The following is a 19,629-nucleotide window of genomic DNA, read 5'->3' as shown; positions in this document are numbered from 1 at the left end:
ATGCGGACATCGCGCGCGCCTACCGGGCGCGCGCCGCCGACAAGCAGGCGCCCGCGGACGCGATCCGCGCGCTCGCGAACCAGATCACGGCGGGCGGCGGCCGCCCGCCGCGGACGGTCAGATCGGCAGCAGCGTCAGGAGGGGCGCGATCAGCACCATCGCGACGCCCGCGATCATCATCGTGAGGCTCGACACGACGCCTTCCTCGCTGCCGATCTCGCGCGCCTTCGCGGTGCCCACGCCGTGGGCGGCCGCGCCGAACAGCGCGCCGCGCGCGAGCCGCGTGCGCATCGGCACGAGCGCGAGCACGATCTCGCCGAGCAGCATCCCGATGATGCCGGTCGCGATCACGAACAGCGCGGTGAGGTCCTTCGGCGCGTGGATCTTGTCCGATACGGCGAGCGCGAACGGCGTCGACACCGAGCGCGTCATCAGCGAGCGCTGCAGCTCGGGCGACAGGTGCAGCAGCTTCGCGAGCAGCAGCGACCCGCACACGCCGGCGCCGATCCCGACCGCGACGCCCACCGACAGCGACAGCCAGTGGCGGCGGATCAGGTCCCGATAGTCGTAGATCGGCACCGCGAACGCGATGGTCGCCGGGCCGAGCAGCCACATCAGCCAGCGCGTGTCGCGGAAGTAGACCGAATACGGGATGCCGGTCAGCAGGACGAGCAGCACCAGCACGCCCGGCACGAACACGAGCGGCGAGAACAGCAGCGTTTTCTTGTACGCATAGAGCCGCTTCGACGCGAAATACAGCACGATCGTCAGCACGAAGCAGCCGAACGAGATCGCGGTGTTCGCCTGGTCGGCGAACAGGCTGGACAGGGCGGCGAGCATGGTCGGCTCCGGCTCAGTGGGCCGACACGGCGCTCAGGCGCGCGCGGCGGCGTTCGGCGAACACGCGCTGCGCGGCGAGCCGGCGCTCGAGCTTCGCGGCGAGGTCGACCGCGACGGCCACCGCGACCATCACGAACGCGGTGCCGGCCAGCATCACCAGCGCGATGCGCCAGCCGTCCTCGCGGAACAGCCCGCCGTACTGCACGGCCGCGACGGCGGCCGGCACGAAGAACAGCAGCATGTCGGACAGCAGCCAGTTCGCGCCGTCCTTCACCCAGGCGGGCGCGACACGGCCCGAGAACAGCAGCACGAGGAGCACCGCGAGGCCGATCACGCCGGACGGGATCGGCAGCCCGACCTTGCGCACGGCCCAGTCGACCGCCAGCCACAGCGCACCGAGCGCGGCGGACTGCAGCGCGATCCGGCCCGTGCGCGCCATGCTGCCGGAAGCGGCGGGGCGGGCGGCGGCAGTGGTGGTCGGCTTGGTCATGGCGGGCTCCATACAGATATTGCGTCGATGGTGTGAGTATAGGGTTTCCCCTAACCATAAATAAAATGACTTGTCTCTATCCTTGTTATTCCAATTCGGAATTCACTGGTGCGTGTCGCACCAATCTGGGGAGTGATCGATGGAATTGCGCGCGCTGCGGTACTTCGTCGAGGTGGTCCGTCAGCAGAGCTTCACCGCGGCGGCCGACCGGCTGTTCGTGACCCAGCCGACCATCAGCAAGATGGTGAAGGCGCTCGAGGACGAGATCGGCTCGCCGCTGCTGCTGCGCGACGGCCGGCAGATGGTGCTGACCGACGCGGGGCGGATCGTGTTCCAGCGCGGTCAGGACGTGCTCGCCGCGCAGGCGCAACTGCAGTCGGAGCTGAACGATCTCGGCACGCTCGGGCGCGGCGAGCTGACGATCGGCATCCCGCCGCTCGGCGGATCGCTGTTCACGCCGATCATCGCCGCGTACAAGCAGCGCTACCCGAACATCGAGCTGAAGCTGTTCGAGCAGGGCGCGCGGATGATCGAGGCGGCGCTGACGTCGGGCGAGCTGGAGCTCGGCGGGCTGCTGGAGCCGGTCGATCCCGGCACGTTCGAGCGGCTGCCGATGGTGCGCGCGCCGCTGTGGCTGGTCGCCCCGCGCGAGTCGCGCTGGGAGGATCACGCGGCCGTGCCGCTCGCGGATCTCGCGCGCGAGTCGTTCGTGTTCTATGCGGAAAGCCTGGCGCTGCACGACGCGGTGCTCGACGCGTGCCGGCTGGCCGGTTTCACGCCGTCGATCGTCAGCCGCAGCGGCCACTGGGATTTCATGGCCGCGCTCGTGCATGCAGGCGTCGGCATTGCGCTGCTGCCCGAACCGTATTGCCGGCGGCTCGACGCCGGCCAGTTCACCTGCCGGCCGATCGTCGAGCCGGAAATCACGTGGGCGATCGCGCTCGGCTGGCTGAAGAAGGGCTACCTGTCGCACGCGGCGCGCGCGTGGCTGGACGTGGCGCGAGCGACGCTGCCGATCGCGCCCGGCGACGATCTGGCGTTCGGCGGGTTGCGGGCGAGGGAGTGACGCCCGGGCGATGCCCGGTGCAATCAGACGTGCTGGATCGGCCCCGGATAGCGGGCGACGGTATGGTCGTGCGCGAGCAGCGCAATGCCTTCCGAGATCGCCTGCGCGACCAGCAGACGGTCAAACGGGTCGCGGCGGATCGACGGCAGTTGTTCGACCGCCAGTGCGTGTGCGCTCGTGATCGGCAATTCCACGTCGCCGACATCGAGGAGATTGCGACGGAACACGTTTGTGTCCACCTGGAAAGCGTCGCGATCCAGTCCACGCTTGATGACGATCTCTCAAAGGCTCGCAACGCCGAAAAGCGGCGGACAGGCGGGATCCTCGATGAGTGCACCGGCGCGGGCGGGCAGCTCGGCCGCACCGGCTGCCGCCCGAAGAAGCAGACGTGTATCGAGCAGCAAGTTCATGCGTCACCCTCGAACAGCTTGCCGATTTCGTCGCTGCCCATGGTGTCGAAATCGTCCGGGACACGGATCTACCCCTTCATGAAACCGATCCGGATCGGCCGGACGGGATCCGGCGTATCGATCGGGACCACCTTGACGAGTGGCTTGCCGGCTTTCGCGATCACGAACGGCTTGCCGGCATGAACGGCTTCGTCGATCAAACGCGACAGGTTCGTCTTCGCGTCGTGCACGCTGTAGGCATGCATCGCCCCCTCCAATTGAACCAAGTTCAAGTAATTGGCTTGCTTGGTTCAATCAAGGGGAGCAAGCAAGACCAGCCCTTCCGCTGTGTGCGGCAGCCGTCAGCCCTGCCGATTTCAATGCCCCATCGCCGGCCCCGCGCCCTTCTTCGGCTTCGTGATCCATACGAGCACCGCGAGCGCGCCGAACATGAACGCCGACAGCAGGAAAAAGTCGTTGGTCGCCATCATGAAGCCCTGCTGCGTGACGATCTGGTTGAGCTGCGCGTTGGCGGTCTGGCCGACGACGCCGAGCTGCGACAGCGCGCCCTGGTAGTCGGTCGTGCTTTGCGCATACACGCTCACCGATTCCGACAGCCGCGCGTGGTGGTAGATCGCGTCGTTCTCCCAGAACGTCGAACTGGCCGCGGTGCCGATCGCGCCCGACAGCGTGCGCAGGAAGTTCGACAGCCCCGACGCGCTCGCGAGCCGCTCGTCGGGGATGCTCGACAGCGTGATGGTCGTCATCGGCACGAAGAAGCACGCGACGCCGATCCCCTGCACGAGCCGCGGCAGGATCACGTGGCTGAACGGCACGTCGAGCGTAAACGTCGAGTTCCAGATCGATACGCCCGCGAACACGCAGAACGCAAAGCTCGCGACCATCCGCAGGTCGAGCCGGTGCATGTTGCGCCCGATCAGCGGCGACAGCACGAGCGCGAGCAGCCCGACCGGCGCGGTCGCCAGGCCGGCCTTGCCGGCGGTGTAGCCCATCACCGTCTGCAGCCACAGCGGGAAGATCACGACCGAGCCGAAGAACGCCATGAAGCCGAACGAGATGATCAGCGCGCCGAGCGCGAAGTTGCGATCCTTGAACAGCGACAGGTCGACCACCGGTTCCTTTTCGGTCGCTTCCCACACCAGCATGAACGCGAGCGACACGACCGCGATCAGCGCGAGCGCGACGATGAACGACGAATTGAACCAGTCGCGGTCCTTGCCGAGGTCGAGCATCATCTGCAGGCACGACACGCCGATCACGAGCAGCGCGAGGCCGACCGCGTCGATCCGCTGCTTCGACGTCTTCGTCTCGCGGCCGCGCAGCAGGAAAAACGCGCAGGTCGCCGAGAACACGCCGATCGGCAGGTTGATGTAGAAGATCCACGGCCACGTGTAGTTGTCGCTGATCCAGCCGCCCAGCAGCGGGCCGAAGATCGGCGCGACGATCACCGTCATCGCCCATAGCCCGAGCGCGAGCCCGCGCTTCGCGGGCGGGTAGCTCCGCATCAGGATCGTCTGCGACAGCGGCACCATCGGCCCCGACACGAGGCCCTGCAGCAGCCGGAATGCGATCAGCGTCTCGAAGTTGTTCGCGAGGCCGCACAGCGCCGACGCGACCGTGAACGCGAGCACCGACAGCGTGAACAGGCGCACCTCGCCGACGCGCCGCGCGAGCCAGCCGGTGAGCGGCACCGCGATCGCGGACGCGACCGAGTACGACGAGATCACCCAGGTGCCTTCGCTCGTCGCGACGCCGAGACTGCCGGAGATGGTCGGCACCGCGACGTTCGCGATCGATGTGTCGAGCACCTCCATGAAGGTGCCGAGCGCGAGCCCGACGGTGAGCAGCGCGAGGGCGCCGCCGGACAGCGGCGCGGGTTGGGCGGCGGGGGAGGCGGCGGATGCCGGGGTGGCGGACATCGGAATCTCCTAGACGCGGCGCGCGCGACGCGCCGGCACAACGCACGGGTGTGCGCCGCAGCGCAGCCCGGCCGGGTGGAATGGATAAGGGAAAAAGCGGAGCGCGTGCCCTGTCATCTTCTGCCCAGACAGATAAATAAGCGGACGCTTAACTTGGACATGGGGCCTCCGCGCGCCTCAACGATCCGCTTCGTCCGGCTTCGGGCAACCGGCGGTGCCGGGCCCGTTGGCGATGAAGCGCTGCAGCAGGCCGGTCAGCGTCGCGAGTTCGTCGGCCGAGAAACCGTCGAGCTGCGCGTTGAGCGCGGTCGCGATCAGCGACGGCAGCGCACGGGCCGCGTCGGTGCCGCGTTCGGTCAGCGTCAGCTCGATCATCCGGCGATCCTGCTCGCTGCGCGAACGCGCGATCAGCCCCTTGCGTTCGAGCCGGTCGAGCATCCGCGTCATCGAGCCGCTGTCGTACGCCATCTTGCGGGACAGCTCGAACGGCGTACGCGCGTAGCCGCGCGACAGCAGCAGGATCACACCGATCTGTTGCGCGGTGAGGTCGAGCGGCTCGAGCGCACGGTCCATCCGCTCGACGAGCGCCTGCTTGGCCTTCGACAGGTAATAGCCGAGGCTCGTTTCCAGCGCGATGTTCTCGGGATCGTAGAGGCCGCCGGTCATACGATTGCGCGCGCAGCAACAGTGCGTTTCAGATTAAGACGCGCCCAGTATCTTGAAAATTGATTGCTTAGTCAATATTATTTAAGGCAACCAGTTACGACGTGCATGTTGCACTGCCGGAGACTATGTTCTGACCGATTCGCCCGCGCTGGCGGGCACCCGAGGATGTTCGCGATGCTGTTCCTGAAAAATGCCGCCGGCGCGCTGCGCCGCAACCTGACCGATACCGCTCATCATGTGTTTTCCGGGCCGCACCGCGGCTGGAAGATCGCGTTGTACGTGACGATGCTGGTCGTGCCGGGCGGCTCGCTCGCGGCGCTCGGGTTCGCATGGTTCGATCATCGCCGGCAGCGCAACGCGAAGGCCGGCGCACGCGGCACGGGCCAGCCGGCGGCAACGGAGCCGTCGTCATGGCCGGCCGCCGCCGACCCCGTCCCGCTGCCCGCCCGCTGCCACTGACACCGCCCGGCCGAGCGGCCGAGGCGGTCCGCCCCGCGTCCGGCCTGCACCCCTTTCGGCGCCGCAAGGCGCCGTAATGCGCGGTAACCCGGCCGGCCGCGCCGGTAACACATTCCTGTCGTCGCGCACCGTACCCTTAGGGCTGCGCAGCTTCCCCGCCGTCAGTTACCATTTGTCCGCCAGCGGCATGACGACCGCATCGCGCAACGCCGCCCGCCGGCCGTTGCGCCCAGACAGGAAAACCACGATGCCGTACGCCTCCTTCCCGCGCGCCGCGCGCCCGCTGAGCGCCGCCGTTGCTGTCGCGACGGCCGTGCTGCTCGCCGGCTGCGCCGTCGGGCCCGACTATCATCGCCCCGACACGTCGATCCCCGCCGCGTTCAAGGAAGCCCCCGCCGGCTGGAAGGTCGCGCAGCCGGCCGACCGGACCGATCGCGGCGCATGGTGGAGCGTCTACGACGATCCGCAGCTCGCGTCGCTGATGGACCAGCTCAACACGTCGAACCAGACCGTCGCGCAATACGCGGCCGCGTACCGCCAGGCGCGCGCGCTCGTCACCGAAGCCCGCGCCGCGTATTTCCCGACCGTCGGCTTCACCGGCTCGGGCACACGCTCGCGCTCCGCGGTGTCGGCGGCGGCTGCGAGCAGCGGCAGCAACGGCGGCCCGATCGGCACGAACTACAGCCTCGGCCTCGACGCATCGTGGGAGCCGGATCTGTGGGGCAAGGTGAGCCGCACCGTCAGCGCGCAGCGGGCGGGCGAAGCCGCTGCCGCCGCCGATCTCGCGAACGCGCGGCTGTCCGCGCAGGCGACGCTCGCGCAGACGTACTACCAGCTGCGCACCGCCGATCTGCTGCAGAAGCTGCTCGACGACACCGTGAAGTCGTACGAGCAGTCGCTGAAACTCACCGAAAACCAGTATGCGCAAGGCGTCGCGGCCCGCGCGGACGTGATCCAGGCGCAAACCCAGCTGCAGAGCGCGCAGGCTTCGGCGATCGACAACGGCGTCGCGCGCGCGCAGTACGAGCATGCGATCGCGACGCTGGTCGGCCAGCCGGCTTCGACGTTCTCGCTGCCGCCGGCGCCGCTCACCGCGGTGCCGCCCGTCACGCCGGTGGACGTGCCGTCGACGCTGCTCGAGCGGCGGCCCGACATCGCGGGCGCCGAACGGCGCGCGGCAGCGGCCAACGAACAGATCGGCGTGGCGATCGCGGCGTTCTTCCCGACGCTCACGCTCTCGGCGAGCGGCGGCTTCCAGAGCTCGGTGTGGTCGCAGCTGTTTACGCTGCCGGCCCGCTTCTGGACGGTCGGCCCGCAGCTCGCCGCGACGCTGTTCGATGCGGGCCTGCGCGCCGCGCAGACCGAAGCGGCGCGCGCGACCTACGACCAGGACGTCGCGACGTACCGGCAGACGGTGCTGTCGGCGTTCCAGGACGTCGAGGACAACCTCGCGTCGCAGCGCATCCTCGCGCAGGAGGTCGACGTGCAGCGGCAGGCCGTCGACAGCGCCGAGCACGCGCTCGCGATCGTCACGAACCAGTACAAGGCCGGCACGGTCGCGTACCTGAACGTGCTGACCGCGCAGACCACCGCGTTCACCGCGCAGCAGAAGCTCGCGACGATCGCGGGGCAGCGGATGGTGTCGTCGGTCGGGCTCGTGAAGGCGCTCGGCGGCGGCTGGAACGTGTCGGAGATGGCGCGCGAGAACGGCGGCATGGCTGCGCCGGCGCCCGTGCCGGCTGCCGGTGCGGCCACGCCCGCGGCAGCCGCGCCGCTCGCTCAGAAGTAAGTCGGGAAGGGCGGCGCGCGCGTCAGCGCTGCGCGTCGCCGAAGATCAGCGACACCGCGTTGTTGCCGATCGGGTGGCCGAGCAGGTTCAGCAGCCCCGCGAGGTTCGCCTGCTGCTCGGGCGCCGCATGCGCGGTGCCGCGAAACGCGCCCTCGCCGGGGCCGAAGCTGCCGTGCCCGTCGAGGAACAGCGGGCCCTGCGACGTCGTCAGGTCGAGATCGGCGCCGCCGCCCTTCGCCTGCAGCACCGCGCGGTACGAACCGAGCGGCTTCACGCGCGACACGCGCGAACTCATCGAGTCGATCGTCACCGTCAGCTGGCCGAACGCGTTGTTGCCGAACAGCCGCCAGTCGGTCCAGCCGAGCCGCACGTCGCCCTGCAGGTCGAGCGTGTTGAACGGCGTGCCGAGCCCCGCGAGCAGCGACGCGGGCACGGCCATCGTGCCCGCCGACAGCACCGCGCCGCGCCACGTCGCGTCGAGCGTGACGGCATCGGGCATCGCCTCGGTCTGCCGCATGCGCATCTGCACGCGCCCGGTCAGCAGCGGCCAGAACCGCGTGGCCCATTCGACCCGGCCCGGCAGCAGCGTCGCCGCGCTCTGGTCGGCGCCCGGCGCCAGCATCAGCGTGCCCGAGCCGTGCCAAAGCGACCCGTCGGGATCGACGAGATTCACGTGCCCGCCGGTCGCGCGCGCGAACTGCGGCGCGATCCACGCGGCCGGCGCGAGCGCAACGAGCGTCACCGCCGTCGCGAGCCCGCCCGCCAGTGCCCACGGCAATGCGGTGGCGAGCCGCTTCGTCCACGGCCTCATCGGCCGACCGCCACTTGCGTCATCCACTGCGTCATTTCTGCGTCGACGGTTGCATCACGGCCGTCAGGTCGACCTGGCCATCGTCCTTCAGCGCGGTCGCATGCGCCTCGCCGACCTGCACCTTGAATTGCCGGCGCGCATCGTCGAGCCACTGCGTCCACGCCGGGAACGACACGTTCTTCATCTGGATCTGCACACCGTTGCCGACGATCTGCACCTGCGCCCCCTGCAGCCCGTGGTCGGACAGCGACGAGGTCAGGGCGTCCTTCAGCGCCAGGCCGGTCGGCGCGACGCCCTGCGCGGCGGCGGCCAGCGACTTCGCCTCGTTCGCCTGCGCGGTCATCTGCGCAAGCTCGAGACGCATCGTCGGCAGCTCGCGCTGGATCCGCGCGCGGCCTTCCTGCGCGGGCGACCACAGCACCGAGTAGGCGATCGCGATCGCCAGCACGGCGCCGCCCCAGCCGAGCAGCATCTTTTCGCGCGGCGAGCGCTCGCCCCAGAACTGGGTCAGCGTCTGGTTCAGTTGTTCCGTCTTCATGAACGGCTCCGGATGGTCCATTTGCCCGTGTTGCTGTCGACTTCGCCGGACAGTCCGTTGCGCGCGAGGCGCTGCGTGAAATCGGGGTCGACCTTGACCTCCGGCTTGAAGCCGACGTCGAGCCGCCGGTCGTGATAGTCGAGCGACGCGATGCCGTTCAGCGGCAGCGCGCCCATCGAACGCGACAGCCCGCTCGACAGCGCGAGGAAATCGTTCGGCGACAGCTCGCCGGCCGCGAGGCGCAACTGGTCGAGCTGGCGCTGCATCTGCGCGGGTGGATCGAGCACCGTGGTCGTCTTCGGGAACGCGGACAGCAGCGTCTCGGTAATCTGCGCGGACAGCGCATCGCGCTCGCGCGACAGCTTCCACCAGTGCAGGTTCATCCCGATCACCGCGACGCCGAGCGTCACCGCGGCGAGGGCGAGCGGCACGCGCAGGCGCTTCACCGTCGCCCGGTCGAAGCGCCACGGCTGCGACTCGAACTCGAACTGGCACAGGTCGAACGTCTCGGTCAGCGCGCGCCGCGCGAACGCGTCGAATGCCAGCGGCGCGGCGCCCGGCAACAGCGGGCCGTCGGCGCGGCCGACCGATGCCAGCCGCGGTTCCGCGCCCGGTTCGCCGAGTTCGTACAGTTCGACGTCGCCGCCGCCCGCGAGCGCGGCCAGCGTGCCGGCCGCGCGTGACGCCGGCGCCGCGAAGCCTTCGCCGAGCGCACCGCGCGCGACCGCGAGTTCAAGGCGCGGCGCACCGGCCACGGCCGGTTGCGCGCCGGCCTCGACGAGCACCTGTTCGACCGCCGCCGCGAGCCCGAGCACGGCCGCCACCGTGGTCGGGCGAACCGGCGCTTCCTCGACGGCCTCCGCGGCGACCGCTGCCGCGTCGGCTTCACTGCCGCCCGCCGCGGCAGCCGCTCGTGGCGCCGGCAGGCAGCGGGTCGCGGGCACCGCGCTCAGGTGCCGGTGGCCCGCCGCCGTGAACGCTTCGCAGATCGTGCGGAACCACGCGCGATCGACGACGGCCAGCACGCGGCGCCCGTCGGGCAGCGCGTCCGGATCGAGCGCGATGTGGCAGCCGAGCGGATCCTGGATCAGCTGATCCTCGACGATGTTGGGCAGCGCCTGGCGCAGCTTCGGTCCCTTCAGCGGCGGCACGGCCGCGGCCAGCAGCAGCACGTCGCGCGCGGCGACGATCAGCACCGTCGCATTCGCGCGCGGCAGCAGCGCGAGCGCGGCGCGGCCGGCGCGCTGCACATGGCCGGCCTTGTCGACGAGCGTGAACGGCAGCTCGGGCCACTGCCATTCCTGCAACGGCACGGCGGGCTCGCGCGGCGGCAAAGAAACAATCAACGTGCTCACAAGAGCTCCTCTCCCGAATGGCGTCGTTATAGCTGGTCGCGGATGCGTACGACCCGTGTCGAGTGCGTGGTCGGATCACGATACACGAGCGAGGTGCGGTCGACCTCCGCGCGTTCGTGCTGGATCCGGCCATGCACGATGAAATAGCTCGAATTGACGTCGACGAGGTTCGAATCGATCGTCACGTTCGGCGGCGCGCCGGCCCCGCGCAGCGCGAGCTGCACGTCGCCGACGTTACGGAAAAACACGGTTTCGCGGCGCGACACCAGCGCCTGCGCGGACGACACGCTCATCCCCGGCACCAGCGCGGCGATCACTTCGGCCGGCGCGGTGTTCATGTTCACGGGCGTCGTGGTCGGCAGCACGGCGACGAACGGGCGCAGCCGCGCGACCATCTCGGGCGTCACGCCATCGACGTCGAGCAAGCTCTCGACGCCCGTCATCATCAGCGGCGCGGGCCCGCGGTCGCCGTCGCTCATGCCGGGGTCGTCGGTGAAGCCGCCGCCGCCCTGCTGATCGGACGCCACCGGCGCGGTGACGGGCGGCGCCGTGCCGCTGCCGGGCAGCGTCGGCATCTGGAAGCGCGTCGCCGAATGCAGCAGGCCCGCGCGCACCTGCAGCGCGATGCGCTTCGCCAGCGCGCCGTCGTAGCCGAGCGTCGTCAGCAGGCGCTGGAACGCCTGCACCTGCATGACGTTCAGCTGCAGCACGCCGGGCGCCGGCGACGCCACGAGGTTGCGCAGATTGAACTTCGCCTGCGCATCCTCGATCGAGCCGGAGATGTAGGTGTCTTCGCCGCTCGTGTCGTTCGGCGCGCCGATCCGGCCGAGGAAGTCGGACAGCTTCGTCTTCGCGATCGGCACGCCCCAGATGCCGCCGAGATAGGTGATGCCGGGCGCCGTGTCGCCTTCGGAGCGCAGGATCATCCGCGTCCAGTCGAGCGCGCCGCGCGCGATCCACTGCGCCTGCGCGATCACGCGCTGGTTCTCGATGCGGCGGATCTGCACCTGCTGGCGCCACAGCATTCCCGAGACCAGGATCGCCGACAGCGCGACGACGAGCAGCGCGGTGATGATCGCCGCGCCGCGCTGGCGGCCGCGCGCCGGCGCGCGCACGGCGGCACGGCGCACAGGCAATGAGCGGTGAGGGCGGGCGCGCATCGTCATTCCCCGACGAGGAAGATGCGCGTGACCGGCACGCGCAGCGACGTCGCGCCGATGCTGACCTGCAGCCCCGTCACCGCGCGCGCCGGCGGTGCATTGCCGAGCTGCGGCACCTTGAGCGCATCGTTGTTCTGCGTGAGCGCGTCGTCGGCCGTCTGCAGGTTGGTGGTCCAGCCCACGCGCGGCACGTACAGCTTCGCGTCGATCGCGCCGACGCCGCGCATCAGCGCGACCCAGCTCCAGCCGTCGACGCTGCTGTCCTTCAGCACGCCGCGCAGTCGGTTCGCGTCGTCGATCGGCGGCGACGCGTAGCGCACGACGCGCCCGTCGGCGATCCGGTAGCGGACCACCTGCAGCCGCGGTGCGGCGCCCGGTACCTCGAGTTCGCGAACGATCTGCAGCGTATTGCCGGCGACGCCGATCGCCGGCTGGCCGGCCTCGTCGTCGGTGGCGGCCAGCCGCGCGTCGATGCGCATCTGGTCGAACATCTGCGCGAAGACGCGCTCGTCCTCCATCGCGGCGGCGACCTTGTCGCGGCCGCGCATGATCTGGTCGAGCCCGCGCCACGCGAGGATCGCGACCACCGCGAGGATCGCGATCGCGATCATCAGCTCGATCAGCGTGAAGCCGCGGGCGGGGCGGGCGGACGCGCGTCGCATCGGCGCGTCAGAGCGGACGGCTGGTTTCATTCGCGACCACCGTCACCATCTGCGCGAGGACGCCGGCATGCCCGGGCATGCTCACCGAGATCCGGACGCGCCGGAACACCGGATTGGGCGTCGTGCTCACGCGTTGCGTGCAGACGAGCTGCACGTTGCCTTGCGAACAGTCGAAGCTCTGCTCGCCGATTTCCGGCCACGCATGGGTGAGCCGCATCTGCGCGAGCGCGTTGTCGGCGCTCCAGCCGGCGAGCAGCCGGTGATGGAGGTCGGCCGAGTTGGTCGCCATCGTGCCGACCGCGCGGATCGACGCGGCAAGCGCGACCGCGATGATCGCAAGCGCGACCAGCACCTCGATCATCGTGAAGCCGCGCGCCCCGATCCGGACGGCCGCGGGCGGGGCGCCGGCGCAAGCGCGCGCGGAATGCACGCCCGGAAACCTGGCGCGCGATGAGGAAACCGGCAGGGGCAGGCGACGACGCATCGTCATTGCACCTCGTAGCGGCCGTTGCCGGTGCCGACGATCGTCGCGTTGCCGACGGCCGAATGCAGCGTCACGCGCACCGGCGTGTCGATGCTCTCGGTGCCGAACACGACGCGGGTCGCACGTGTGTCGGAACCCGGGTAGTCGATCTCGGCGCCCGTTACGCCGCCGTCCCAGTCGCGCGGGCGCAGCAGGTCGTCGCGCAGCGTGCGCCAGCCGTCGGGCGAGCTCACGTCGAAACGGAAGCCGTGCGCGGTCGGCTGCCACGCGATCGGCCGCGCGCGCACCTGCGCTTCGTCGCCGGCGGTCTCGAACAGCAGCGCGACGCGCTGCGCTTCCTCGCGCAGGTCGGTGCGCGGATTGCGCGTCAGCGACAGCGACGCGAGCGACACGAGCAGCCCCGCGATCACGAGCACGACCAGCATCTCGAGCAGCGTGAAGCCACGCACGCGGCCGGGCCGCGCGCCGTGCTTCAGCGGCCCGACGCCGGCGCGCGCCGGCACGGACGAAGCCGCGCCGCGACGCACACGGCAATCGCGGCCGCAGCGGGAGGTCGTGCGAATGGCGAGCATGAAGAGCGGGGAGGACGTGCCGGGCCGGTCAGCGAGGGCTTATTGCCACGAGCCGATGTCGGCATCGTTGCCTTCGCCGCCCTCCTTGCCGTCGGCGCCGTAGCTGAACACGTCGATTTCGCCGTGCACGCCCGGGTTCAGGTACTTGTACGTGTTGCCCCACGGATCGTTCGGCAGGCGTTCGAGATAGCCGCCGTCCTTCCAGTTGTTCGGGATCGGATCGGTGGACGGCTTCTGGATCAGCGCGTTCAGGCCCTGCTCCTGGGTCGGATAGCGGCCGTTGTCGAGACGGTACAGCTTGAGCGCCTGCATGATCGTGCCGATGTCCTGCTTCGCGGCGATGCGGCGCGCCTCGTCCGGGCGGCTCATGATCTTCGGCACGATCAGCGCCGCCAGGATCCCGAGGATCGCGACCACCACCATGATCTCGATCAGCGTGAAACCGCGCTGACGACGCACGGCCGCGTTGCGGCGAGTGATCCACGTTTGCATGACTGACTACCTCTTTCCAAAAAATGTCGTTGGTTGAGTGACACGCCCGGCGCACCGGAACGGTTTGCCTGACGGCAAGCTTCCGGACCCGCGGGCGCGGAGCACGCATTGTAAGGCGCGCTTTGCCGAGGGCTTTCACCCAACGCAAATTTCACATACATCCGTACAATAGCGCGCATGAACGCGCTCTCGATCCGGATCCTCTCCCTAGCCCTCTTCGCGGGTTTGTGCGCGACGGCCACCTATTGGGTCGTCACGCTGTCGGCCCGCGAAGCGCCGCTGCCCGCCGCCGCCGCGCGGCTGCCGATCCGCACCGAAGACGCCGCGGCGCTCTTCGGCGGTCAGCTCGACAAGAATCCCGTGCAGGACATCCACCTGTTCGGGATTCTCGCGCTCGACCGCGGCGCCGCCGCGATCATCGGCATCGGCGGCGAACCGCCGCGCGCCGTGTCGCTCGGCGCGGAGGTCGCGCCCGGCGCGAAGCTCGCCGAAGTCCGCCCCCGCTCGATCGTCGTCGACCGCAACGGCGCCCGCGCCGAAATCCAGCTGCCGGCGAACACGCCGTCTCCGGCGATCTACATGCGCTGAACGGTCACGGCCCGCCGATCGTCGGGCCGTTACTGCACCATGTTGTTCAGCTCGATGATCGGCAGCATCACGGCCAGCACGATCACGAGCACGATGCCGCCCATCGCCAGGATGAGCAGCGGCTCCAGCAGGCTCGTCAGGAACATCGTGCGCCGCTCGAGCTCGCGCGCCTCACCTTCCGCCGCACGGTCCAGCATCGTCGTCACGTCGCCCGTCGCCTCGCCCGAACGGATCAGGTGCACGAGCACCGGCGGAAACGTCTTCACGTTGTTCAGCGCGCGCGACAGCGCGGAGCCTTCGCGCACGCGCACGATCGCATCGTCGATGTTCGCGCGCATCGCGCGGTTCGACAGCGTTTCGCCGGCCGCCTGCAGCGCGCGCAGGATCGGCACGCCGGCCGCGGTGAGGATGCCGAGCGTGCTCGCGAAACGCACCGTGTTGTAGCCGCGCACGAGCTTGCCCGCGAGCGGCGCGGTCAGCACCCAGCGGTCGAACGCGAGCCTGGGCCCGTCGCGCGACAGCGTCGCCTTCACGAACCACACGACGAGCACGGTCGCGATCAGGATCGCCCACCACCAGTGCCGCACGAAATCCGACAGCGCCATCATCACGATCGTCAGCACCGGCAGTTGCTGCTTCGTGCTCGCAAACACGTTGACGACCTGCGGCACGACGTAGCTCAGCAGGAACGTGACGATGCCGAACGCGATCAGCGTGACGATCCCCGGATACGTGAACGCGAGCAGGATCTTCTGCTTCAGCGCGTTGCTCTGCTCGATGTAGTCGGCGAGGCGCGACAGCACGATGCCGAGCTTGCCGGTGTGCTCGCCCGCCGCGACGAGCGCGCGGTAGATCTCCGGGAAATCGCGCGGATGCTGGCCCAGCGCATTCGCGAGCGAATGGCCGCCGAGCACCTCGGCGCGGATCGCGGCCATCAGCTCGCGGATGTAGTCACGCTCGGCCTGCTCGGTCAGCACGCCGAGCGCCTCGTCGAGCGGCAGCCCCGCGATCAGCAGGCTGGCGAGCTGGCGCGTGAGGATCGCCTGTTCGCGCTGCGACAGCTTGCGGCCGAACGCGAGCCGCTGCGACCGGGCGCCGCGCGTCGCGCTGGCGGCCGGCTCGACGACGAGCGGCGTGAGGCCTTGCGTGCGCAGCTGCCCGCGCGCGGCGCGCGCGCTGTCGGCATCGATGACGCCTTTCTGCGCGCGTCCCGCCGAATCGATTGCTTCGAAACGGAATGCCGGCATCGCGCTATGCGCCTCCCGTCACGCGCAGCACTTCCTCGAGCGACGTCGCGCCGGACGCGAGCCAGCGCTCGGCGTCGTCGCGCAGCGTGCGCATCCCCGCCGCGCGGCCTGCCGCCAGGATTTCCGCGTCGGCCGCATTGCGATGGATCAGCGTGCGGATCGACTCGTCGACCAGCAGCAGTTCGTATACGCCGCGCCGGCCCGCATAGCCCGAATGCCCGCACTTGTCGCAGCCCACCGGATGCCACACGGTATGGCCTTCTTCGTGGCGCTCTTCCTTGCAGACGGGGCAGAGCTGGCGCACGAGGCGCTGCGCGAGCACGCCGAGCAGCGACGACGCGAGCAGGTAGGGCTCGACGCCCATGTCGGTCAGGCGCGTGACGGCCGAGGCCGCATCGTTCGTGTGCAGCGTCGCGAGCACGAGGTGGCCCGTCAGCGACGCCTGCACCGCGATCTGCGCGGTTTCGAGGTCGCGGATTTCGCCGATCATGATCACGTCCGGATCCTGGCGCAGGATCGAGCGCAGCGCCCGGGCGAAGGTCATCCCGATCCGCTCGTTCACTTGCGTCTGGCCGATGCCGCCGAGATCGTATTCGATCGGATCCTCGACGGTCATGATGTTGGTCGTCGCGGTTTCGAGCCGCGACATCGACGCATACAGCGTCGTCGTCTTGCCCGAGCCCGTCGGGCCCGTGACGAGCACGATGCCGTGCGGGCGCGCGATCAGCTTGTCGAACTGCACGAGCGTGTCGCGTCCCATCCCGAGCGCTTCGAGGTTCAGGCGCTGCGCGTCCTTCTCGAGCAGACGCAGCACCGCGCGCTCGCCGTGCCCGGTCGGCAGCGTCGACACCCGCACGTCGACCGGCCGGCCGCCGACGCGCAGCGTGATGCGGCCGTCCTGCGGCAGGCGTTTCTCCGCGATGTCGAGCTGCGCCATGATCTTGATCCGCGAGATCAGCGCGCCGTGCAGCGCCTTCTTCGGCCGCACGACGTCGCGCAGCGTGCCGTCGACGCGAAAGCGCACGACCGACGCATTCTCGAACGGCTCGATGTGGATATCCGACGCCTGTTCGCGCGCCGCTTGCGTGAGCAGCGCGTTGATCATCCGGATGATCGGCGCGTCGTCTTCCGATTCGAGCAGATCCTCTACTTCGGGGATGTCCTGCATCAGCCGCGACAGGTCGACTTCGCCTTCGACCTCGCCGACCACCTGCGCGGCGCTGCCGTCCTGGCGGGCGTACGCATGGTTGATCGCCTGCGCGAGCTCGTCGGCCGGCACGCGATGCACGGAGATCGAGCCGAAGTTGCGGGCGATCTCCGCCAGCGCGGCATCGCTCGTGCGCTCGCTGATCCACACCTCGAGCGTATCGTCGAGCTGGTGCGCGATCAGCACCTGGCCGCTCTTCGCGAAGCCGTACGGCAACAGGCGCGCGGCGAGCGGCGACGGCGGCTGCCGTTCGCCCGGTGCGCCGTCGTGGGCGGAAGAGGCGAGCACGTCGCTCACTGCGACGCTCCCGGCGCGCTCGTCAGCGGCTGTTGCGGCACCGACTGCAGCGGCACGCTCTGCGGCTGCGCCGGCGCAGGCGCCGGAGCGGCCGGCGGCGTGGCCTGGCGCTGCATCTGCTGGCGGCGCATCTTGTCGAGATCGAACAGGTTGCCGGCCGGCGTACCGCCCTGGCTCGGGCCCAGCGGCATCGGCGGGACGACCGGATCGTCCTTGTCGCGGATCACGTTGTTGTCCGACTTGTACGCGCCCGTGACGCCCTGGATGTAGTCGTAGCGGTTCGCGGTGACTTCCTGCGCGGTGCCGCGGTCGGTGATGATCACCGGGCGCAGGAACACCATCAGGTTGGTTTTCTGGCGCTGCTTCGATTCCGAGCGGAACAGCTGGCCGATCCACGGAATGTCGCCGAGCAGCGGCACCTTGCTGTTCGACACCTGGTAGTTGTCCTGCATCAGGCCGCCAAGCACGATGATCTCGCCGTTGTCCGCGAGGATCGTCGACTGGATCGAGCGCTTGGTGAAGGTCGGGCCGGTCTGCGCGCTCGTCGTGCTTGCGACGACCGCCGAATCCTCGGTATAGAGCTGCAGCTTCAGGATCCCGCCGTCGGTGATCTGCGGCTTCACGTGCAGCGTCAGGCCGACGTCGCGGCGGTCGTAGGTGTTGAACGCGTTGTTCGTGGTGCCGCTCGTCAGGTTCGAGTACGAGCCGGTCGCGATCGGCACGTTCTGGCCGACGACGATCTTCGCTTCCTCGTTGTCGAGCGTGATCAGGTTCGGCGTCGACAGCACGTTCGCGTCGGTCACGCCCGAGAAGTACTGCAGCAACGCGCCGAGCCCCTGCACGCCGAACATGTTGTGCAGCCAGCCGATGTTGAGGCCCTGGTTCAGGTTCGCGATATTGCTGGCCAGCCCGACAGTGGTGGCCGTGCCGCCCGTCGTCAGGTTGATGATGCTGTTGCCCGCCACGGAACCGGCCGTGGCCGCCAGGTTCGTGCCGCCGAGGAACTGGCCGCTCGCCACCTGCCACTGGATGCCGAGGTTGCCCTGGGTCGTCGAGTTCAGCTCGACGATCAGCGCCTCGATATAGACCTGCGCGCGCCGCGCGTCGAGCTGGTCGATCACCGAGCGCAGGTTCCGGTAAACCGGATCGGACGCGGTGACGATCAGCGAGTTGGTCGCCGCATCGGCCTGGATCATTCCGCCGGGCTGGTTGTCGTCGCTCTTGTCCTTGTCGCCGCCGAGCAGGCCGGCGGTGCCGAGCCCGCCACTGCCGGACGTGCCGCCGTAGGAGGACGAGGACGACGAGCCGCCCAGGCCGCCCGACGGCAGCGGCGGGGTGCCGGACGTGCCGGTCGAGAAGTTGCTGCCCGACGACGAGCCGCCGTTCTGGTTGAAGCTGTTCGCGTCGTTGGACGACGCCGACGAGCCGCTGTCGTTGCCGCCCTTGCCGAGCATCCCGCGCAGCGTCTTCGCGAGCTTCACCGCGTCGGCGTTGCGCAGCGTGATGACGTGCATGTTGCCCGGCACCGCGCTCGGCGCGTCGAGCTGCTGCACGAGCCGCTTGGCGGCCGCGAGGCGCGACGCGCTCGACGCGCGCAGCAGCAGCGCGTTGGTCCGCGGGTCGGCCGTGACCGACACCTTCAGCGTCGCGTCGCTGTTGCCGATCGCGCCCGGGTCGAGCATTTTCTGCAGCTGGGCGGCGAGGTCGATCGCGTTCGCGTTGCGCAGCGGAATGACCTGCACCTGCGCGCCCGCGGCGCTGTCGACGCCCGCGATGATCTGCGCGATGCGGCGCACGTTGTCCGCATAGTCGGTCACGACGATCGTGTTGTTCGCCGGATAGGCCGTCACGGTGTTGTTCGGCGAGATCAGCGGCCGCAGCACGGGCAGCAGGTTGTTCGCCGATTCGTTATGCAGTTCGAACACCTGCGTGATCACCTGGTCGCCGCGCGCCTGCGGCGTATTGCCGACGTAGGTCGGCACGCCCTGCAGCTTCGCGTCGGCCTCGGGCACGACCTTCAGCACGCCGTGATCCTGCACGAGCGCAAAGCCCTGCATGCGCAGCGCCGACTGCAGCGTCTTCAGCGCCTGGTCTTCCGGCACCGGCCGTTCGGCCACGAGATTGAGCTGCCCCTTCACGCGAGGGTCGACGATGATGGTCTTGCCGGTTGCGGCGCCGATCGCCTTGGCGACCTGGTCGATATCCGCATTCACGAAGTTGAGCGTGACCTGAGCGTAGGCGGCCTGCGAGGCGATGAGGCCGGCAACGATCAGGGTCGTGGCGACACGCCGCATAACGAAGCGATTTCTTGTCATGGATGAATGGGTCGATGCCGGCTCAGGCCACTTCCGGCGGTAGTGCTGGGATCCAAGTCCGAAAGAGGCGACATTAGCAGTTTTTCATGTCCGAAATATCACATTGATCCGAGGACTGTCTCATATACGACATGTACCCGGCAAACCGTATGCAATCTGTAATATTCGGCACGGCACCCGGTGTGCGTTCATCGTCCCCGTTTCACGATGAACCGACACGGAAATGCGGTATAACCCGGCTGCCGTATTCCTGCCTGTCGCA

General features: G+C 69.3%; 19 protein-coding genes and 2 pseudogenes. 4 read left to right on the top strand and 17 right to left on the bottom strand.

The window, feature by feature from the left end; translation table 11 throughout:
- Positions 1-117: 117 nt before the first annotated feature.
- Together GQ57_RS03605 and GQ57_RS03600 are read right to left on the bottom strand one after the other, a co-directional pair.
- Positions 118-840, bottom strand: a complete 723-nt coding sequence (locus GQ57_RS03605; protein WP_034197086.1) for an LrgB family protein — start codon at positions 838-840, stop codon at positions 118-120.
- A 13-nt stretch (positions 841-853) separates the two neighbouring features.
- Positions 854-1,330 (bottom strand): CidA/LrgA family protein, encoded by a 477-nt coding sequence (locus tag GQ57_RS03600; RefSeq protein WP_031397132.1) that lies wholly within the window; start codon positions 1,328-1,330, stop codon positions 854-856.
- Between the two features lie 139 nt (positions 1,331-1,469).
- Here GQ57_RS03600 and GQ57_RS03595 point away from each other — a divergent pair, with 139 nt between their 5' ends.
- Positions 1,470-2,396, top strand: a complete 927-nt coding sequence (locus GQ57_RS03595; RefSeq protein WP_031397131.1) for a LysR family transcriptional regulator — start codon at positions 1,470-1,472, stop codon at positions 2,394-2,396.
- Positions 2,397-2,419: 23 nt separating this feature from the next.
- On the opposite strand, the pseudogene GQ57_RS03590 reads toward GQ57_RS03595, so the two are convergent.
- From GQ57_RS03590 to GQ57_RS03575, 4 genes and pseudogenes are all read right to left on the bottom strand, one after another.
- Positions 2,420-2,806: pseudogene (locus GQ57_RS03590) on the bottom strand (type II toxin-antitoxin system VapC family toxin).
- Positions 2,803-3,051: pseudogene (locus GQ57_RS03585) on the bottom strand (type II toxin-antitoxin system Phd/YefM family antitoxin). Before GQ57_RS03585 ends, GQ57_RS03590 begins: the two co-directional pseudogenes overlap by 4 nt.
- Positions 3,052-3,162: 111 nt before the next feature.
- Positions 3,163-4,725: a DHA2 family efflux MFS transporter permease subunit gene (locus GQ57_RS03580; RefSeq protein WP_031397130.1), complete on the bottom strand. Its 1,563-nt coding sequence runs from the start codon at positions 4,723-4,725 to the stop codon at positions 3,163-3,165.
- A 177-nt stretch (positions 4,726-4,902) separates the two neighbouring features.
- The gene (locus tag GQ57_RS03575; protein WP_031397129.1) at positions 4,903-5,391 is read right to left on the bottom strand and encodes a MarR family winged helix-turn-helix transcriptional regulator; all 489 of its coding nucleotides are present in this window, start codon (positions 5,389-5,391) and stop codon (positions 4,903-4,905) included.
- Positions 5,392-5,565: 174 nt separating this feature from the next.
- Here GQ57_RS03575 and GQ57_RS03570 point away from each other — a divergent pair, with 174 nt between their 5' ends.
- Positions 5,566-5,850, top strand: a complete 285-nt coding sequence (locus GQ57_RS03570; protein ID WP_081896570.1) for a multidrug ABC transporter ATPase — start codon at positions 5,566-5,568, stop codon at positions 5,848-5,850.
- A gap of 247 nt (positions 5,851-6,097) precedes the next feature.
- A complete protein-coding gene (locus GQ57_RS03565; RefSeq protein WP_034197084.1) occupies positions 6,098-7,639 on the top strand; it encodes an efflux transporter outer membrane subunit in 1,542 nt (513 codons plus the stop codon).
- Positions 7,640-7,661: 22 nt separating this feature from the next.
- Here GQ57_RS03565 and GQ57_RS03560 read toward each other — a convergent pair whose 3' ends face one another.
- Genes GQ57_RS03560 through gspG form a run of 8 tightly spaced genes read right to left on the bottom strand, consistent with a single transcriptional unit; the run spans position 7,662 to position 13,713 of the window.
- Positions 7,662-8,450, bottom strand: coding sequence for a type II secretion system protein N (locus tag GQ57_RS03560; RefSeq protein ID WP_034197083.1), 789 nt, complete (start codon positions 8,448-8,450; stop codon positions 7,662-7,664).
- Positions 8,451-8,481: 31 nt separating this feature from the next.
- Positions 8,482-8,988 (bottom strand): type II secretion system protein GspM, encoded by a 507-nt coding sequence (gene gspM / locus GQ57_RS03555; RefSeq protein WP_031397125.1) that lies wholly within the window; start codon positions 8,986-8,988, stop codon positions 8,482-8,484.
- Positions 8,985-10,343, bottom strand: a complete 1,359-nt coding sequence (gene gspL / locus GQ57_RS03550; protein WP_034197082.1) for a type II secretion system protein GspL — start codon at positions 10,341-10,343, stop codon at positions 8,985-8,987. Before gspL ends, gspM begins: the two co-directional genes overlap by 4 nt.
- 26 nt (positions 10,344-10,369) lie before the next feature.
- Positions 10,370-11,503, bottom strand: coding sequence for a type II secretion system minor pseudopilin GspK (gspK, locus tag GQ57_RS03545; RefSeq protein WP_034197099.1), 1,134 nt, complete (start codon positions 11,501-11,503; stop codon positions 10,370-10,372).
- A gap of 2 nt (positions 11,504-11,505) precedes the next feature.
- On the bottom strand, positions 11,506-12,165 hold the full coding sequence (locus tag GQ57_RS03540) for a PulJ/GspJ family protein (protein WP_031397122.1): 660 nt from the start codon (positions 12,163-12,165) through the stop codon (positions 11,506-11,508).
- Positions 12,166-12,172: 7 nt separating this feature from the next.
- Positions 12,173-12,649, bottom strand: a complete 477-nt coding sequence (gene gspI, locus GQ57_RS03535) for a type II secretion system minor pseudopilin GspI (protein ID WP_407638573.1) — start codon at positions 12,647-12,649, stop codon at positions 12,173-12,175.
- A gap of 2 nt (positions 12,650-12,651) precedes the next feature.
- Positions 12,652-13,221, bottom strand: a complete 570-nt coding sequence (locus GQ57_RS03530) for a GspH/FimT family pseudopilin (protein WP_031397120.1) — start codon at positions 13,219-13,221, stop codon at positions 12,652-12,654.
- A 39-nt stretch (positions 13,222-13,260) separates the two neighbouring features.
- Entirely contained in the window at positions 13,261-13,713 is a 453-nt protein-coding gene (gene gspG / locus GQ57_RS03525; RefSeq protein WP_031397119.1) for a type II secretion system major pseudopilin GspG, read from the bottom strand.
- A 177-nt stretch (positions 13,714-13,890) separates the two neighbouring features.
- Here gspG and GQ57_RS03520 point away from each other — a divergent pair, with 177 nt between their 5' ends.
- Positions 13,891-14,301, top strand: a complete 411-nt coding sequence (locus GQ57_RS03520) for a type II secretion system protein N (protein ID WP_031397118.1) — start codon at positions 13,891-13,893, stop codon at positions 14,299-14,301.
- Positions 14,302-14,330: 29 nt separating this feature from the next.
- Here GQ57_RS03520 and gspF read toward each other — a convergent pair whose 3' ends face one another.
- The 3 genes from gspF to gspD are packed head-to-tail and all read right to left on the bottom strand — an operon-like array spanning position 14,331 to position 19,367.
- Positions 14,331-15,548, bottom strand: coding sequence for a type II secretion system inner membrane protein GspF (gene gspF / locus GQ57_RS03515; protein WP_031397117.1), 1,218 nt, complete (start codon positions 15,546-15,548; stop codon positions 14,331-14,333).
- A gap of 4 nt (positions 15,549-15,552) precedes the next feature.
- Positions 15,553-17,043, bottom strand: a complete 1,491-nt coding sequence (gene gspE, locus GQ57_RS03510; RefSeq protein WP_407638572.1) for a type II secretion system ATPase GspE — start codon at positions 17,041-17,043, stop codon at positions 15,553-15,555.
- Positions 17,044-17,048: 5 nt separating this feature from the next.
- Positions 17,049-19,367 carry a type II secretion system secretin GspD gene (gene gspD / locus GQ57_RS03505; RefSeq protein WP_034197080.1) on the bottom strand — a complete coding sequence of 773 codons (2,319 nt, stop codon included), beginning with the start codon at positions 19,365-19,367 and terminating at the stop codon, positions 17,049-17,051.
- Between the last annotated feature and the right edge of the window lie 262 nt (positions 19,368-19,629).

Origin of the sequence: Burkholderia sp. MSh2 (assembly GCF_000731655.1) — a bacterium.
Lineage (GTDB): Bacteria > Pseudomonadota > Gammaproteobacteria > Burkholderiales > Burkholderiaceae > Burkholderia > Burkholderia paludis.
This window is presented reverse-complemented; position numbering and strand designations above follow the sequence as displayed.